Annotated in this window: 16 protein-coding genes; 3 read left to right on the top strand and 13 right to left on the bottom strand. The window is 39.2% G+C overall.

The window, feature by feature from the left end; genetic code table 11:
* Positions 1–11: 11 nt before the first annotated feature.
* The 9 genes from F0919_RS09335 to F0919_RS09295 all read right to left on the bottom strand — a co-directional run bounded on the left by F0919_RS09335 (position 12) and on the right by F0919_RS09295 (position 10,155).
* A complete protein-coding gene (locus F0919_RS09335; RefSeq protein WP_150032479.1) occupies positions 12–1,010 on the bottom strand; it encodes a D-alanine--D-alanine ligase in 999 nt (332 codons plus the stop codon).
* A gap of 483 nt (positions 1,011–1,493) precedes the next feature.
* Positions 1,494–2,345 (bottom strand): twin-arginine translocase subunit TatC, encoded by an 852-nt coding sequence (tatC, locus tag F0919_RS09330; RefSeq protein ID WP_235903486.1) that lies wholly within the window; start codon positions 2,343–2,345, stop codon positions 1,494–1,496.
* A gap of 74 nt (positions 2,346–2,419) precedes the next feature.
* A complete protein-coding gene (gene rpiB / locus F0919_RS09325; protein WP_150032478.1) occupies positions 2,420–2,866 on the bottom strand; it encodes a ribose 5-phosphate isomerase B in 447 nt (148 codons plus the stop codon).
* Between the two features lie 96 nt (positions 2,867–2,962).
* The gene (locus tag F0919_RS09320; RefSeq protein ID WP_150032477.1) at positions 2,963–4,144 is read right to left on the bottom strand and encodes a glycosyltransferase; all 1,182 of its coding nucleotides are present in this window, start codon (positions 4,142–4,144) and stop codon (positions 2,963–2,965) included.
* An 81-nt stretch (positions 4,145–4,225) separates the two neighbouring features.
* On the bottom strand, positions 4,226–5,806 hold the full coding sequence (locus F0919_RS09315) for an FAD-linked oxidase (RefSeq protein WP_150032476.1): 1,581 nt from the start codon (positions 5,804–5,806) through the stop codon (positions 4,226–4,228).
* Between the two features lie 11 nt (positions 5,807–5,817).
* Positions 5,818–6,159, bottom strand: a complete 342-nt coding sequence (locus F0919_RS09310) for a hypothetical protein (RefSeq protein ID WP_150032475.1) — start codon at positions 6,157–6,159, stop codon at positions 5,818–5,820.
* A gap of 182 nt (positions 6,160–6,341) precedes the next feature.
* The gene (locus F0919_RS09305; protein ID WP_150032474.1) at positions 6,342–7,541 is read right to left on the bottom strand and encodes a bifunctional 3,4-dihydroxy-2-butanone-4-phosphate synthase/GTP cyclohydrolase II; all 1,200 of its coding nucleotides are present in this window, start codon (positions 7,539–7,541) and stop codon (positions 6,342–6,344) included.
* Between the two features lie 251 nt (positions 7,542–7,792).
* Positions 7,793–8,434 (bottom strand): LysE family translocator, encoded by a 642-nt coding sequence (locus F0919_RS09300; RefSeq protein ID WP_150032473.1) that lies wholly within the window; start codon positions 8,432–8,434, stop codon positions 7,793–7,795.
* 140 nt (positions 8,435–8,574) lie between these two features.
* Entirely contained in the window at positions 8,575–10,155 is a 1,581-nt protein-coding gene (locus F0919_RS09295) for a peptide chain release factor 3 (protein WP_150032472.1), read from the bottom strand.
* A gap of 176 nt (positions 10,156–10,331) precedes the next feature.
* Here F0919_RS09295 and F0919_RS09290 point away from each other — a divergent pair, with 176 nt between their 5' ends.
* Positions 10,332–11,597 (top strand): NupC/NupG family nucleoside CNT transporter, encoded by a 1,266-nt coding sequence (locus F0919_RS09290; RefSeq protein WP_150032471.1) that lies wholly within the window; start codon positions 10,332–10,334, stop codon positions 11,595–11,597.
* Between the two features lie 2 nt (positions 11,598–11,599).
* Here F0919_RS09290 and F0919_RS09285 read toward each other — a convergent pair whose 3' ends face one another.
* The 4 genes from F0919_RS09285 to kaiC are packed head-to-tail and all read right to left on the bottom strand — an operon-like array spanning position 11,600 to position 15,707.
* Complete coding sequence (locus F0919_RS09285) at positions 11,600–13,321, bottom strand: ATP-binding protein (RefSeq protein WP_150032470.1); 1,722 nt, start codon at positions 13,319–13,321, stop codon at positions 11,600–11,602.
* A 10-nt stretch (positions 13,322–13,331) separates the two neighbouring features.
* Positions 13,332–13,646 carry a circadian clock KaiB family protein gene (locus F0919_RS09280; protein WP_150032469.1) on the bottom strand — a complete coding sequence of 105 codons (315 nt, stop codon included), beginning with the start codon at positions 13,644–13,646 and terminating at the stop codon, positions 13,332–13,334.
* 9 nt (positions 13,647–13,655) lie between these two features.
* On the bottom strand, positions 13,656–13,952 hold the full coding sequence (kaiB, locus tag F0919_RS09275) for a circadian clock protein KaiB (protein WP_150032468.1): 297 nt from the start codon (positions 13,950–13,952) through the stop codon (positions 13,656–13,658).
* 24 nt (positions 13,953–13,976) lie between these two features.
* On the bottom strand, positions 13,977–15,707 hold the full coding sequence (gene kaiC / locus F0919_RS09270) for a circadian clock protein KaiC (protein WP_150032467.1): 1,731 nt from the start codon (positions 15,705–15,707) through the stop codon (positions 13,977–13,979).
* Positions 15,708–16,319: 612 nt separating this feature from the next.
* On the opposite strand from kaiC, the gene F0919_RS09265 reads away from it, so the two are divergent.
* Together F0919_RS09265 and trmB are read left to right on the top strand one after the other, a co-directional pair.
* Positions 16,320–16,772, top strand: coding sequence for a hypothetical protein (locus tag F0919_RS09265; protein ID WP_150032466.1), 453 nt, complete (start codon positions 16,320–16,322; stop codon positions 16,770–16,772).
* A 146-nt stretch (positions 16,773–16,918) separates the two neighbouring features.
* Complete coding sequence (gene trmB, locus F0919_RS09260) at positions 16,919–17,647, top strand: tRNA (guanosine(46)-N7)-methyltransferase TrmB (protein ID WP_150032465.1); 729 nt, start codon at positions 16,919–16,921, stop codon at positions 17,645–17,647.
* Positions 17,648–17,811 lie beyond the last annotated feature (164 nt).

Below are 17,811 nucleotides of genomic sequence, written 5' to 3'. Positions count from 1 at the left end.
TTTACTGTCAACTAACGACTTCCTTTAACTCTGAATACTTCATCCAGCAACCTGCCGTAAAAGTCCATCAGGTTCATTCCTGTTGCTCTTACCTGCTGCGGAACAATGCTGTTTTCGCTCTGGCCGGGCATAGTATTTACTTCTAAGAAGTACAGCTCATTGGAATGCTTGTTCAGTATAAAATCCATTCTTACTACGCCTTTACAATTCAGGTGCAGATATATATTCTCAGCCTTGCGATTCAGTTGACTCAATAAATCTTCCGGAATCTGAGCCGGCGTTATTTCATTGCTGGCCCCTTGGTATTTGGCTTCATAATCAAAGAATTCATTTTTGGAAATGATTTCAGTAGGCGGCAAAGTATGAATTTTACCATTAATAGCATACACGCCGATAGTCAATTCCCTGCCTTCTATAAATTCCTCAATCAAAACCTGGTTATCCTCTGCAAATGATTTTTCAATAGCGCCCATTAATTGTTCCGGGCTGGTAACTTTACTGACACCAAGGCTGGAACCGCTTTCATTGGGTTTTACAAATACGGGCAATTTCAGGCTTTCCATAATGGCGCCTAAAGAATAAGGTACGTGCCTGTAAAGCACTACGGAATTTGCAATATTTACTACATGAAAATCTTTCAATACTTTATTGCAAAAACTTTTATTGAAAGTCAATGCCGACACAATTGAATTGCAGGTAGAATAGGGCAACCCGATCATATCAAAATATCCCTGCAGGCGGCCATCTTCGCCCGGAGAACCGTGAATGGCAATAAAAGCCGCATCAAATGTAACTTTACCCGATTCCAGATTCAGGGAAAAATCGTTCTTATCTATCTGTACTTTTTGCCCCGAAGCAGTTTCATAATACCATTCCTTACGGTCGATGATGATTTTATAAACATCAAAACGGCTGGCGTCTAAGTTTTTTTCGATAGTAACGGCAGTTCCCAGACTGATTACGTATTCACCGGAATAGCCGCCGGCAACAAGAGCAATTTTTTTCTTCATAAAGAATTTGAATGCGGAATAAGATTGCCAAAGGTAAATAATGCCTTTTAGATTTCAGTTATTAGATTGAAGATATTAGAGGGGAGATATTAGATTTCAGATGTTAGATGTCAGATATGAGATTTATCTGTGTCTGGATAATACAGCGGTATAGCATTAACTTATTATCCATGGTTAAAAGTGTCCCGAAACTTCCGACAAGGTTTTATCAGTGGTTAAAAGTATCCCGGAATTTCCGGCAAGGTTTTATCCATAGTTAAAAGTGTCCCTGAACTTCCGGCGAGGTTTTATCCGTGGTTAAAAATATCCCTGAGGTTCCGGCGAGGTTTTATCCAAAGTTAAAAGCGTTTCAAAGTCCGGGGAAAGGTTTTATCCGTGATTAAAAGCAAAGACCGGCAGGAATTATCCTGCCGGTCTTATAAATATTTATCACTAAAAACTATCGAGTAACGACTACCCGCTATCGACCATCTCCTAAAACCGCTACCAATCCAATTTTTCTTTAGCTTTTTTCTCCTTTAATATCCTTGCAGAGATAATGATACCTGCCTCGTACAATAATATTAATGGTATGGCTACAAGGAAAATACTAAACCAGTCCGGAGGTGTAATGACCGCTGCAACAACCATGATGATTACAATGGCAATACGGCGTTGTTCACGCATAAAGGCCGGTGTAAGGATGCCGATTTTTGAAAGAAAATAAACCAGTATCGGTAATTCAAATACAATACCAAGCCCGAAAATCAAATCGCTCATGGTACCGTAATAATTATCAATCGTGATAATATTTTCAAATTGCGGGCTCAGCTGATAATTCGCAAAGAAGTTAATGGTAAAAGGCGCTATCAGGAAATAAGCAAAGCAAACACCTATAAAGAATAATAACGAAGACCAGAAAACAATACCCCGCGCATATTTCAGCTCACTTTGTTTTAAAGCCGGTTTCAGGAATTTCCAGAATTCCCAGAAAACATAAGGAAAAGAAAGAATGAACCCAATCATGAACGAAGCCGAAAAGCTCATCATAAACTGCCCGGAAAGTTCATTATTCTGAAATCTTATCTTCAATGTCTCCATGCACAACGCATCGATATGCATCATTTTCCCAAATTTGCAAAGCATCCTGTAGGAAATAAAATCGTCGTTTGCAGGGCCGAGAATAATATGCGTAAATATCCATTCTATCCTGAAAAATATTGCAATAGAAACTACTGCAATTACTATCACAGAACGGATAATGTGCCAACGCAATGCTTCGATGTGGTCTGTAAAGGCCATTTCACCAGCACCGCCACCATTTCTTTTTGCAAAAAAGTTACTGAAAAAGCCCAAGGGATTGAGTTTTATATATGACTTAAGATGTTGCTTGCGATAACACTAACAACGACGTACAAATACCTTAAAGACTAAATCTTTTCAACCCTGCGTTCATGGCGGCCACCTTCAAATTCGGTAGTCAGAAACAATTCTGCCATGCGCTGCGCTGTTTCATAAGGTACAAATCTTTCGGGCATACAAAGCACGTTTGCATTATTATGCTGACGTGCAAGGGAAGCTAACTCTTCGTTCCAGCAAAGCGCGGCACGAATACCTTTATGCTTGTTGGCAGTCATACAAACACCATTACCGCTACCGCAAATAAGGATACCTGCAGCCGCTTTTCCATCCTCTACCATCTGGGCAACTGGATGAGCATAATCAGGGTAATCTGTAGAGTCGGTTGAATGCGTTCCTTTATCGTCCACCTGCCAACCTTGCTGGGTTAACCAGGTTTTTAATTGTTCTTTATAATGAAAACCGGCGTGGTCGCTGCCAATTGCCACAGGCAATGATTTATCGAATGTATTTTGCATAGGACGGCAAAGTTAAGCTGATATGTTGATATGAAGGAATTTCTTAGGTTAAGCAGTTGAAAAACACTTTAGCCATAATAAACGAAAAAAACGAAGTTAGGGTTTGCGTATAGAAAGAAAATAGCCTTCCAGCTTCTTTGCAACCACATCCCAGTCATATCTGGTTCTGATAATTTCTTTTCCGGCTTTACCAATTGTTTCTCTTTTAGAGGCTGATCGAAGCAGCGCAACGCATTCATCTGCAAATTGCTCCTTTTCCGGCGCCAGAATAACGCCTTCGCCGGATTGGATGTTCAGGCCATTAAAACCAATATTATGGCTTACAATCGGCACACCCATAGCCATAGCTTCCAATACTTTATTTTGTGTACCTGCACCGAAACGCAATGGAGCCACCACGATGCTTGCTTTCGCGTACATATCCTGCAGGTTCTTCACGAATCCTGTAACGGTTACGCCATTGCCGGCTAATTCCAGCACTTTCTTTACCGGCCTCTGCCCTGCAATGACAAATTCGACATCCGGTATTTCTTTACGTATAAGCGGAAAAATATCCTGCACAAAATATTGGACTGCATCTACATTGGGCGCATAGTCCATATTGCCCGTAAAAAGAATGATTTTATCCGGATTATAATTATGTCCTTCAGAGGAGAAAGTGGAAACATCTACCCCATTGGGCAGCACTTCAATATTCTTTATACCTCTTTCGCTTTGCAAATAAGCCTGGTCTTCACGGGAGCAGACCAATGAAAGATCGTACTTATCCAATATTTTTTCATAATTGAAAACACGCTTCTGTTCAATGGTGTTAAAGATTTTTGACAAACCTTTGCTCGAAGCAATCCTTCTTTTCCAATACAGAGAAAAGGCATCGGGCAAATCCAGAATCCTCGGAACATCATTGTAATACTCCCAATATGGTGCCATGCGAAGATGCTGCACATGCACGCCGTCATAATCATGAAGCGTAATCAGCTCCTGAATCTTGGCTTCCATTTTGCGGGAATGGAAATAGCGCACCTGAAAAGGCTCTTTGTATAAAAAGCCGAAAAGCGTGTTGGTGTAAGATTGCAGCCTGGTTAAAGGCACTAAATGGATCTCGGTAAAAATCTTTTGGAGTTCAGAAAGATATTGTAAGTCATTTTTATCCTGAAGAAACGTAACCAAATGCACTTCATGCTTTTGAGCAAGGCGTTTGGCTAAATGATAAATTTTGAGTTTATCACCTCTGTATGGCGGGTATGGGAAGCGGTTGGCTGTAAATAATATCTTCATGAAACAGCCTGCAAATTATTGATTTTATATCAGAAACAATATTTACAAAACCGTAGAGGTTTTGTAAATATTGAAAGGGTGTTATGGTAAGAGCCTTATATATTCCGACAACTTTGTTCTGTTCAGAAAATCATTACTGAAAATATCAGCCATTTGTTTACTGAGCAATTTACTTCTTTGCACTTTCCATTCATCATCGGCGGCGCCATACATGTTATTAACTAAACCTGGTATACCCCAAGCCGAATTTTTACCCCAGTGCAACGTGAACGGAATATTATTAGCTCTGAATGCTTCCAGTAATTTCGTTTCGAATTCCAGTAAAGAAACAATATGGTCATTACCTTTCCATGTAATGCCGTCCATTTCCAAAATACAGGTAATGGGAAATTTTGTAAATGCCAATGTTGCTTTTGATGCTTTTACAAAACGAATACCCATTGCACCTGGTACCGGACCAACTGTATTGGCAATATTTATAAATAAATCCAATCCCTTTTCCAGTTGTTTGTAATCTATTCCAAGCGAGATGCCAAAAGCAGGCCCTGCATGATAAGTATCATAGAATATTTCGGCCAGGCGGCCTTCGGTGTCTTTATCTGCCGCAGGAAAAATACTGCTTTTCAAAGCCTGCATCAATAAAGGAATCTGCCTGTTGAATTTTGCAGCCAATATTGACATGAACTCCGGCAAATCCTTGTATATAAATGTCTGTATCTGCGGAATAGGATTGGGATAATCTTCCCTGTAGGGCTTTTTATAGATTATCTCCATCAGGTATTTATCCTTTTTATTGTAAGGGTTTACGTAAAATTTATAATGAAATGGTTTCGCTCCGTTTTCCATTGCATCAATATTGGTACCTGTCAGAAAATTATCGGAAGGTTTGTTGCCAAGTTTAGAAGCCAATTCCAGTGCGGTTTCCCGGCTGATAAGCCTTGTATATCTTTTTAGTAAAAACAAATCTTCTGCTTCAATAACAACTCCGTGAATAAACCCGAAAGAACCAAGGCTTACCAGCGCAGCATTGAACATGGCATCATCGCGAATGACCCTTGCATTTAATGTTTTGATGTATTTATCACTCAAGCCCGTTTTAGATGCACTTTCTATATATACTACATCATTCGGCCCGGGCCCTATGATCAATTGAATTCCCACAACGAAATCCTGTACCGAACCGGTATCAAATGCCGAACCGTGAATACCTGTTGAAATGGCTCCTGCGATAGTCTGACCGTTACTGGCACCGGTAGTTTTTATGGACTTACCGTTGCTGAACATGAAATTGGAAACCTCTTTTATCGTATTGCCACATTCAAAGAAAAAAAGATTCTTTGCATCTAAAGTACTTTGTGCGTGTAAGTCGCTTTGCTGAAATGTCCATTTCAGATTCATATTACCGTTATAATGCATCTGGTCGCTGCAATGCGGAATATCACATAAAGACCATGCCGATCCAAAGGCGCGGAAACGTTCTTTTTTATCAATACAATTTTGCAATAGTCTTCTGATTTCAACAGTAGCGTCATTGTATTTCTCAATAGCGCTCATGCCTGTATTTTTCTGAAGCGTTGTTATCAACAGGCTTTTGGTAGGGAAAGGTCCGTTGTCATGATAAGTGGACCAATTGCCGATAGGAGTAACAGTTGTTTTTGCCATGATAAAAGTTTTTAGTTTGATTCTTTAAGACATATCATTTTCACTCTTACTTTACGATGTTTGCCAAAGGTGATGCCATTCAAAAGCACATCGCCTAACGTAACCCTGTATTCCAAAGAATAGATGCCATTAGAAGAGCAGTTCTGTAAAAACATGGCATCGTTTTCAAGCAATTTTAATTTCAATACCGTGTCGATTACCTGTACTTTTTTTAATCTGTAAAAACCATCAGCATAATTAGTGGGATCCGGTTCTGCCTGCCCCATCGTAGTAGCAACCCTGATGGAATAACAGGAAGAAAAGAAGAAAATGCCTATAAATATAGCAGGCAAGGAAAGTTTGTTTCTTTTCATGATTTGGATGTTTAAGATTATGAATCAGCATCTACGATTTAAATATTAACTAAATATAATAAAAGTTAATTTCAAAGCGAATCCGAATCGATGAAATAACAGTTTCAATAGATATCCTGCTTCTTACATCCAATAAAAAAAGTCGCGCAATGCGCGACTTTACAAGTATTATTTCTAAAAGACTATTTTAAAATTTCATGACCCAATTTATCTCTCTTGGTCTGAAGATAAAATTCATTGTGTTCATTCGGAATGATTTCAATCGGAACCGTATCAACGATTTCAATGCCGTAACCCAATAATCCGGCGCGTTTGCGTGGATTGTTGCTCATTAATCTCAGTTTGGTAATGCCTAAATGACGCAAAATTTGCGCACCTACGCCATAATCGCGTTCATCCATTTTGAAACCTAATGCAAGATTAGCCTCAACCGTATCTTTACCTTCTTCCTGCAATTTGTAAGCTTTCAACTTGTTAATCAGTCCTATACCGCGTCCTTCCTGATTCATATACAAAACACAGCCTTTGCCTTCGCGTTCCACCATTTCCATGGCAGCAGTCAATTGCTCGCCGCAATCACAACGAAGGGAATGCAAAATATCACCTGTAAAGCAAGAGCTATGTACACGCGTAAGGACAGGTTCATCTTCATTCCATGTGCCTTTAATTAAAGCCACATGCTGTTCACCCGTATTTTTCTGACGGAAAGCAACCAGGTCAAACAGGCCGTGTTTGGTAGGCATCTTTACACGCACCTCTTCTTCAATAAGGCTTTCTTTATCCAGCCTGTAACTAATCAAATCCTTGATGGTAATAATTTTGAGATCGAATTGCTTTGCGATTTCAAGCAACTGTGGCAAACGCGCCATTGTGCCATCGTCATTCATAATTTCGACCAATACGCCGGCTGGCTCCATTCCCGCAAGACGTGCAATATCCACGGTAGCTTCTGTATGACCGATGCGACGTAAAACACCACCTTGTTTAGCTCTCAAAGGAAAGATATGTCCGGGGCGGCCTAAATCTTCCGGTTTTGTATTCGGATCAATCAAAGCCTGTACTGTTTTGGATCTGTCGTGCGCAGAAATACCCGTCGTGCATCCCTGCCCGATTAAATCGACAGAAACGGTGAATGGAGTCTGGTGCAGCACAGTATTGTCTTCCACCATGAGGTTAAGGTTCAATGCAGCAGCCCTTTCCTCTGTAATGGGCGCACATATCAATCCACGTCCGTATTTGGACATAAAATTGATAATTTCAGGGGTTACATTGCGTGCAGCGGTAACAAAATCACCTTCATTTTCGCGGTCTTCGTCATCAACTACAATAATCAGCTTGCCATTCCTGATGTCTTCTAATGCTTCTTCAATCGTGTTCAGCATGAAATAATTTAGATTTTTTTGAATTTAATCCTGGATTTCAAACTTCCAATTTCAACTCATGGTTTAGAAAACGCAAAGTTACGAGAATAGATTTGAGATATAAGATTTGAGGGATGAGATTTTGGATATTGAGGAATAGAGGTTAGATATCAGATTTTAGAATCTGGTATAATCTGTTTTGGTCGTATGTTATCCAAAAAATTGGACAACTTTTAAAAGTTGTCCAATTTATATAACGAAGTAAATTAAAATTAATGCCCCAATGAAATATGGAAATACACTTTTGCAAATAATATAAACCCAAAGGCGAGAATACAAACGGCAGAAATCCTGTTCAGATACAAAATCCGGCGAAGTGTGAGCCTTCGGCGTATGCCGTCTGCCAATAATACTTTTATTATATCAAACCCTAAAACGATACCCAAGCAGCTTCCGAAGAAAACGATACGCGGCGGCAATGTTGTGCCTGCTACTGAAATAGTGGCACCTACCCAAAGCAGGATCACGGCAGGATTCAGGGCGTTCATTAAAAAACCTGTTCCCCATATCTTGAAATAAGCGCCTTTGCTCATAGCAATAGGCTGACCTTGCTTAGGTCTTTTGGGTTTATATTTTTTCAGTAAACTCACCAGACCCATAATTATAAACAAGCCGGAACCTACATAACCTACTATATCCTGATGATCTTCAAGGAATTCCAGCCAGGTGGTTGCAATATTGGCAAGTGTAACGTAAATAATATCGCTGAAGGACACACCAAAAATGAAGGCGATACCTGCCTTATAGCTATGGTGCATACTATAGCGAATAATGGCAAAGAGCGTAGGCCCCACCGAAATCGCCATAAATAAACCAAGAAGTATGCCTTTTATAATTGCTTCTGAGTAATTCATGAATTGCAGGCAAAATACTTAATTATTCACAGCATGGAAAATTAAGTTTTCTGCGGTTTGTATTTTAAGAACTCATTAAGAGGCCTGTCGTTAATTAAACACAACCTCATATCTTCTATACATCCGGATTACAAAGAAGTTTAGAATTCGCTGGTAAAATGGAATTGAATATCAGGATTGTTTTGCCTTTCCGTATTCAGGAACCATTCGCTTTGCGCCAGATATACCAGATTCCCGTCTTTATCTTCCATTACATTAGCTTGCTTAAAGCGTACAAAATCTTCTACTTTCTTTTTATCGCCTGTAATCCAGCATGCTTTGTAGAATGCCAACGGAACAAAATTTACAGATGCTCCATATTCCTGTAATAAGCGGTATTGAATTACTTCAAATTGCAAATCGCCCACACAACCTATGATTTTCCTGTTGCCGCCATGCTGGGTGAATAATTGCGCCACACCTTCGTCTGTCAGTTGACGCAGGCCTTTTTCCAATTGCTTGGTCTTCATCGGGTCTTTATTCACTACCTCTTTAAATATCTCGGGCGAAAAACTCGGCATCCCTGTAAAGAAGAAATTTTCACCTTCAGTCAAAGTATCGCCAATCTTGAAATTACCCGTATCAAACAAACCCACCACGTCACCCGGAAAGGCATCATCAATAACCTCTTTCTGACGCGCCATAAAGCTATAGGGGGCATTAAACCTTACATCTTTATCCAGGCGGACATGATGATAGCTTTTATTACGCTCAAACTTACCGGAACAAACTCGTAAGAAAGCAATTCTGTCCCTGTGCCTTGGATCAAGGTTAGCATGTATTTTAAAAATAAACCCGCTGAATTTATCATCAGTCGGCTTTATATCTGTTTCAATACTTGTATGGCGGGGTTCCGGTGTCGGTGCAATACGAATGAATGTATCCAGCATTTCCTTTACGCCAAAATTATTAACGGCAGAACCAAAGAAAACCGGAGCTACAATGCCTTGCAGGTAATCTTCCGGGTCAAGTTCACCATACACACCTTCAATTAACTCTACATCTTCACGCAATTGATTTGCATTGCGTTCACCTACCGTTTTATCTAATAAAGACTCCGCCAAATCGTGAATCGGAACACTATTTTCTTCCGTAGATTTTTGTCCTGCGGTGAATAAGTTGAGGCTTTTATCATACAAATTATAAACACCTTTAAATTCCTTACCGCTATTTATAGGCCATGTCAAAGGATGCAGGGAAATATTCAGTTCTTTCTCGATTTCATCCAGCAAATCAAAAGGAAATTTACCGTCGCGGTCCATTTTATTGATAAAAACGATAACCGGCGTATCTCTCATACGACAAACCTCCATCAAACGTTTTGTTTGTTCCTCTACCCCATTCACACTGTCGATTACAAGAATAACACTATCTACCGCGGTCAATGTTCTGTAAGTATCTTCGGCAAAATCCTTGTGGCCGGGTGTATCCAACAGGTTAATCAATGTGTCTTTATACTCAAAAGTCATTACCGAAGTAGCCACCGAGATACCACGCTGGCGTTCAATCTCCATAAAATCGGAAGTTGCACCTTTTTTAATCTTATTGCTTTTTACCGCACCGGCAACCTGAATAGCACCACCAAACAACAGAAACTTTTCTGTCAATGTAGTTTTACCGGCATCGGGGTGAGATATAATGGCAAAGGTTTTACGACGATTAATTTCGTTTATATATTTCATTTTTCGATTCGCTACTTTATAAATAATTCCTGAGGCTATTAGCCCAAAAAGGCAGCAAAGTTCGTAAATCTTTTGTAGAAACGATTTTATAATAATCCGAACGTGGTATTCTTGATAAAAAACTTTATTTTTCTGAACTAAAATACACCAGAACAACCAACCAAACTCCTGCATTCATGGAACGATTTACCGGGCTGATAGGCATTGCGCTCATATTAGGCTTAGCATTTCTTGTATCAAACAATAAACGAAAGATAAATCTGCGTCTTGTAATATCCGGACTGGCTTTGCAGATTGTTATTGCAATCCTGATTCTGAAAGTACAGCCAATACGCGATGTTTTTGGATTCCTTGGCAGATGCATGCAGCATATCGAGCAATTTGCAAAAAAAGGTGTGGATTTTGTATATGGCGGAGTGGCTGCTGTTGGTTTTGACGGGAGCGTACAAAATTATAATACACCGCATGTTTTTGTCTTTGCTTTTAATGTTACGGCAACTATTATCCTGGTTTGCATACTGGTGGCTGTCTTTTATCATCTGGGCATCATGCAGCGTATTGTTGCCATTATTGCCAAAGCCATGAATTTCATAATGAGAGTAAGCGGTGCTGAAGCTTTGAGTAATGTGGCAAGCGCATTCGTAGGCCAGATAGAAGCACAGGTTATGATTCGTCCTTACTTAAAAGGCATGACCAATAGCGAACTACTGGCTTCTATGAGCGGCAGCCTTGCCTGCATAGCCGGTGGTATTCTTATAGTATATGCCAATATGGGCGCACAGGCAGGTATGGATCTTGCTCCTACGCTTATAATGGCAAGCCTGATGGCCGCGCCGGGGGCGCTTGTTATTTCAAAAATAGTATTTCCCGAGACTGAAGTTTCAGAAACGATGCAGACTATAAAGTTAAACGTCCACAAAGAATATACCAACCTTATAGATGCCATCAGTCATGGTGCGGGCGACGGCTTTAAGATTGCTATGAATGTCATTGCCATGCTGATTGGATTTATTGCATTGATAGCATTGATTGATTTTACGCTGTTGCATATAGGTCATTTATTCAATCCGCACTTTGACTTGACTTTAGATTGGATCTTCGGTAAGATATTTTATCCTTTTGCCTGGGCAATGGGTATTCCGGAAACCGATGTGAGCCATGCTGCAACTTTATTGGGTCAAAAACTTACTGTTAATGAATTTCTTGCGTTTAAGAACCTTACTGCTATTCCCAATTATATACAAACACCCAAAGGCATTGTAATTATATCCACAGCCATCTGCGGTTTTGCAAACTTCAGCAGTGTTGGTATGCAGATTGGGGGAATTGGCGCACTGGCTCCCGAACGCAGGGCAGATTTGGCAAGATTGGGGTTAAAAGCTTTATTCTGCGGCACGCTCGCTTCTTATCTTTCTGCAAGCATTGCAGGGATTTTGATGTAGAATTATACCGGAATGGAGAACCAGAAACAACTGCCTTTTCCGGGTTCACTTTCCACGCCAATGTCTCCGCCATGTTTTTTGATAATCTGGGAGCTAATGTACAGACCCAATCCTAATCCTGAATATTGGATGCTGTTAAAATCCACCCGGAAATACCTGTCGAATAAATGAGGCAATTTATTAGGCGGTATACCCGGTCCTTTATCAATAACACTCACTTTAATCGCATTATTTAATGGTTCTATCGACACCATAATTTCTTCAGAAGAAGCAGCATATTTAATGGCATTATTTAAAAAGTTGACAATAACCTGTTCTATTTTATTTCTGTCTGCAAACACAATGGAACTCTTGTTTCCGCTCAGTATCACTTTTTGTTTTGTATTAGTACCGATTCTCGGCACAATCTCTTCAATAGCTTCATACATGCTGAAAGAGCCTTTCTTTAATGTAATCTGGCCTTCTTTCATCTTTGTGGCATTCAGCAAGTCTTCTACGAGATCGCAAACCTTGTCCACACTTCTGTTTGCCATATTAAGCATCTCAACATAAACAGAGGAAAAAGGTTGCTCTTTCATCTGATTCATGAATTGTAAAGAAGCTTTAAGACTGGTGATAGGTGTTTTCAATTCATGACTTGCTATACTTATAAACTCGTCTTTCTGAAGAATGTCCTTACGCCTGTGCGTAACATCCATAAATGTGACGATACATCCGTCAATGCTTCCGTTAGTATCTTTTAACGGCGCAGCATTTATGGATATATATGCTGCTTCCTTGCTTTCAGAAATAATGGAAATCTCAAAGTCAAACAGAAGGCTGCCACTTGAAAGTGTAATCGCAATCGGATGTTCCTTTATTTCCAGGGGTTTCCCGTCTAATTTAAAGTGTTGCTCTTTTTTGTAATTGTATAGTTCATTCTTACCTAATCTCAATATCTTTCTGGCCATAGGATTGGCATACGTCATCTTGCCTTTTTTATCGAAAATGCCGATGCCTTCCGCCATTGTTTCCAGAATAAGCTGAAGATGTTCTTCATTACTGCGCAGTTGTTTCTCTACATCCGATTTCTGTATAATATTGCGCTCCAGTTCCTCCGTCCTCTGTTTCAACTCTATGGTTCTTTGCTGAACTGTGCTTTCCAATGTAGTATTCAAATGCAGCGCAATGTTCTGTGCATGCTCCAGTTCTGCATTCTTTCTTGTAAGTATCCTTTGTGCTTCTTTCTGGCTGGACAGATCTGTAATCACAACGCTCAGGGAAACGCCATCTTCCAGCATCAATGTTTTCAATGACATTAATACCGGTAACTGAATATTATTGCCTGCAAGTATTATTTCGTCTTTCACATTGTCCTCCCATCCTGCCGTCATCAGCGTCTTCCACCTTTCTTTAAATTCCGGCATTACGAAAAGAAAGAACGGCTGCCCTATAACTTTTTCCAGAGGAAGGCATATCATATCGGCAAAACGCGAATTGCTGTACAGAATTACGCCATCATGATTAAGCGTTACAGCACCTTCATTCATTTGCTCTATAAATATCCTGAAAGTCTGGTCTGAATTCCTGAGCGTATAAAGTTGCGTTCCTTTATCGGTCTGTACAATAAGACCGTCGATATTACCCATACGGATAGCATCAATCGTATCTGTAGCTTCTTCAAGACGAAGCTGCAATTCTTCATTCTCTTGTAAGAGTTCCTGATATGTTTTTGTTGACTTCAAACAGTTCCGGTTATTTTAATCCTAATCCTCTTAATACTTTTTCGTAATCCGACATATCGCCAACCAATCTTCGGAATGGTAAAGGAAACTTTTTTAAAAGCATAGGTACCGCAGTTATATCTTCATCTTTAACCATCAAAGGTTGCTGATGCACGTCTATGATTTCAAGTTCGTAATTATCATTCAAATGTTTTTCCAGAATAACCTTCAGATTATTGATGGCGCGTACAGAAACAGGCGAAGCCCCTGTAACAAACAGTCTTAGCACATATTTTTGCTCATCTTCATTTTCGGGCATTGCTGTCAACAGATCACCTTCAGTCATAGATACCTTTTAAATTTGAATTTTACTCCGGATATCTAATCCCACCAAAACTTTCTCTTCATTCGACAGGTCACCGATAATCTTGCGAACCGGTTCCGGCACTTTTTTTACCAATGTCGGCACAGCAAGAATCTGATCTCCTTCCGCCAATTGAGGATGTTCTAAAAGATCAATTACTTCGATACTATATATGCCTTTAAGATGTTCCTCACAGTAACGCTTAAGATTGTTCAAAGCAGCTATTGATTTCGATGTCTTACCTGCAACATATAACCTTAGTTCATACGATTTATCCACGTTATTCATTTTTTGCTGTAATAATTATCCCCACTATTTTTCATTTCTGTAACCTGCACCCTTTCTGATGTCCGTCATTTTCTGACGTGTCTGCTCCATAAACTCTTTCTTCAGTTCTTCTTCTATATATACCTTATTCAATTCTTCTTCAGCTGACTCAAACTCAAAGCGTAAACTATCGATCTTAGCTTCCAGCACCTTCCTTCTGCGCAGCAATTCTCTGTCTTTTCTTCCCAAAGCATTTGTATGCAATACCTCACCCGTTTCTTCCTGCAATATCTGAGCTTCTCTCGCCGAACCTGTCAATATTCCGTCAGGGCCAAGATAAACATCTATCAATTCAAGTCCGTGGTCAGTAATAACAAACTCACGAATCTGATTACTATGCTGCATTCCTCTCGATTTCATGATATACAACCCTCTGTTCCGTTCACCATTGCTTTCTATATCTTTAATCATAAGCCAGCAATCTACCAATGAAGAAACGCCTTCATCTGTCTGGTCGTTCACAATAGTATTCATGCTCAAAGCGGTAAACATTACTGTTATCTGTTCTTCCTGTAAAAAGTCAATAAGCCTTACCAGCATTGCTTTTACTTCACTTACCGACCCTACCGTTATAAGGTTTGTAATCGGATCCAGCACAACAACGGAAGGCTTGCTTTTTTTAATAGCTTTATGAATAGCTACAAGGTGCATTTCCAAACCATATAGCGTTGGCCGCGACGCAAAAAATTCCAGTAATCCGCTGTCAATATGAGCCTGAAGATCTATATTGATGGAAGACATGTTACGTATGATCTGTGCCGGAGATTCTTCAAAGGCAAAAAACAGACATTTTTCTTTGTTCTTACAAGAAGCATCAATGAAGCTGCCTGCTATACTTGTTTTCCCCGTACCGGCCGTTCCTGATACCAGAATACTTGAACCTCTGAAAAAGCCATTCTTGCTCATCATATTATTCAGCTCATCAATGCCGGATGAAATACTTTCGCTTGAAACTTTCTTGTTTAATGTAAGAGATGTAACAGGTAAAACAGAAATCCCTTCATCATCAATCAGGAAAGGGTATTCATTTGTTCCATGTAAAGAACCGCGGTATTTTACAATCCTTAATCTTCTGGTTGATATCTGATTGATGACTCTGTGATCCAACAATATAACGCAATCGGAAACATACTCTTCCAAACCCTGACGTGTCAACGTATTTTCACCTCTTTCACCGGTAATGATAGCCGTCACACCCTTCTCTTTCAGCCACTGAAACAGCCTTCTTAATTCTGAACGCAAAATCCCTTCATTCGATAATCCTGAGAAAAGGTTCTCAATAGTATCCAGTACTACACGTTTGGCGCCAATACTGTCAATTGCGTAGCCCAATCTTATAAAAAGACCATCCAGGTTATATTCTCCCGTTTCTTCTATTTCTGATTTATCAACATGGACATAATCAATCTTCACTTTCTTCTCTCGCTGCAACTCTTCCAAATCAAATCCTAAGGATACCACATTCGCAGCAAGTTCGTCGGCTTTTTCTTCGAAAGCCATGAATACACCCGGTTCATTAAATTGTAAAGCACCCTTTACTATAAACTCTAATGAAAATAAAGTCTTGCCACAGCCAGGTCCGCCACAGACTAATGTAGGCCTGCCTTTGGGAAGGCCTCCCATCGTTATATCATCCAATCCCGGAATACCGGTTAAAGTTTTTTGCAAAGATTCATGTCTGAATGCATGATTTTCATTTGCATCAGTTACTGCCATAAACATAAAATAGAGACGCGGTTAAATTTTTGTACTTTTAAAAATAGTGAATAAATCCACAAATCGAGCTTTTTATTTTTACCTGAATCTGGAGGGAAATTTAAGCTGTCCGCAACTTTCTTATCTTTTAAAATCAAATTAAGAAAGCGATCCCCCAAATGTTTGGCTAAATCTCCTGTTCACTATTCTGAATCATTTATCTACAAAACGCAAAGTGTTTAATTTTGTTTGATAGACAATTATTTACTCATAAAATTTTTTAAAAAAAAAATCACATTTGTAGCAGTCAGATATAAGCCTGCATTGTATTTTAGAAAAAGTTAAAATCAGGAAATAACCTGGTTAAAATTCGAATTTTAAAATTTTTCAAACACAAATTTTTCAAAAGACGAACCTTCCAACTTATAATAGCAAGAAACTATACAGCATCAAACAAGACTTATGCAATAACTGCACAGCATTTATTAAGCATAAGAAATCATTTTGATTAAGCACTTCGATCAGATTCAAAACGCGCTATGCAATTAAATAGAGTCGCTTTTTATTTTTCAAAAAACATTGATAATCTAAAACAATATATCTTTATGCCTAAATTTAAATAAATAAAGCAAAATGAAACATAGAATAAGTAAATCGACGGCATTGAAGGCATGCATTCAAAAACAACAGGATTTGATAGAAAATTTCACCAAAAGAGTTGCTGATAGAAATATAGATGCATTCAGCCGCAACGAATCTGCCAGTCAAACTGAAAACCGGAGCGGAACAAAGCTGGACATTTTAGCTGCATTGGAAAATGAGCTTGCTTTTGCAAAACAGGAGATGGCATATCTTACCTTATTGGATGACAAAACAGAAAACAACGTTGTAGCTCCCGGCGCAATAGTGGTTACCAATCATTTGATTTTCTTCATTGCCGTGTCGAGTGAAAAAGTAGAAGTTGGCGAAAAAACAATATTTGGCATTTCTACCAAAGCTCCGATTTACGCGGAGATGAAAGATTTGAAAAAGGGCGATACTTTTCAGTTTAACGACAGAAAATATCTGATCGAGGATTTGTATTAAAATCATCTTTGAAATGAAGCAATATCTGTTTATCATCATTTACTATTGTATTACATTGAAAAACGTTTAGGTTTTTAACAATTATCCATAATCTTCAAAATTCAAAAACTATAAACTAATTTTGCCCTTCTTCAAAATAATCAAGATTGGGACAAAAGAAATTAATCCGCTTTGAAGCTATAAAGGGCTTTGACAATGTATTGGAATATCCTAAAGATATGCAGGGCAATTGGAAAAATCATTTCGGAAATGATAATCCGGTTACACTTGAATTGGCCTGCGGCAAAGGTGAATACTCTGTAGGACTGGGACGTTTATATCCTGACAGAAATTTTATCGGTATAGACTTAAAAGGCAACCGGATTTGGCGCGGCGCCAAAACAGCTATAGACGACGGGTTGACCAATGTTGCTTTTTTGCGTTCGCATATAGATAAAATTACCGATTATTTTGCCCCCGGCGAAGTGCATGAAATCTGGATAACATTCCCAGATCCGCAATTGCGTGCCTCAAGGATGAAAAAACGCCTTACTTACCCAAGGTTCCTGCGTTTGTATCAGCAAATCACAACACCTGACGCTACCATCAACCTGAAAACTGACAGTCCCGATTTATATAATTTCACCAAAGCTGTAATTGATCTGTATGAATTAGAAATTCTGGTCGATGACGACAATATTTATGCCAAAGGCGATGCATCTGCGGAGCTTTCTATCAAAACACATTATGAAGGGCTTGATATTGCGGGCAGCAACCGGATTCATTACCTGAAATTCAAATTGAACAAGGAATTGCCAAAGGAAAAAGAAGCCATCCTGAAAGAAATGTTTATTGGGAACGATGAAGTGATGGAAGATGATGATGATGATAACTAAAATCAAAACAAAATAGTTGTAAGGCCACGCGATTGCGTGGCTTTTTGATATCCCTGCTTTTCACTTTAAGCAAATAACTGATTATCGCAGATTTTGCATCCTATAAAGCAAAGAGATAATTTAATTCTTCCAAAATGCGGCTATTTAACCTTTTTGTTTAAACA

The organism is Taibaiella lutea, from assembly GCF_008629695.1.
Classification (GTDB): Bacteria; Bacteroidota; Bacteroidia; order Chitinophagales; family Chitinophagaceae; genus Taibaiella; species Taibaiella lutea.
The sequence above is the reverse complement of the archived record's forward strand: the minus strand, read 5'-3'. Positions and strand labels throughout refer to the sequence as shown.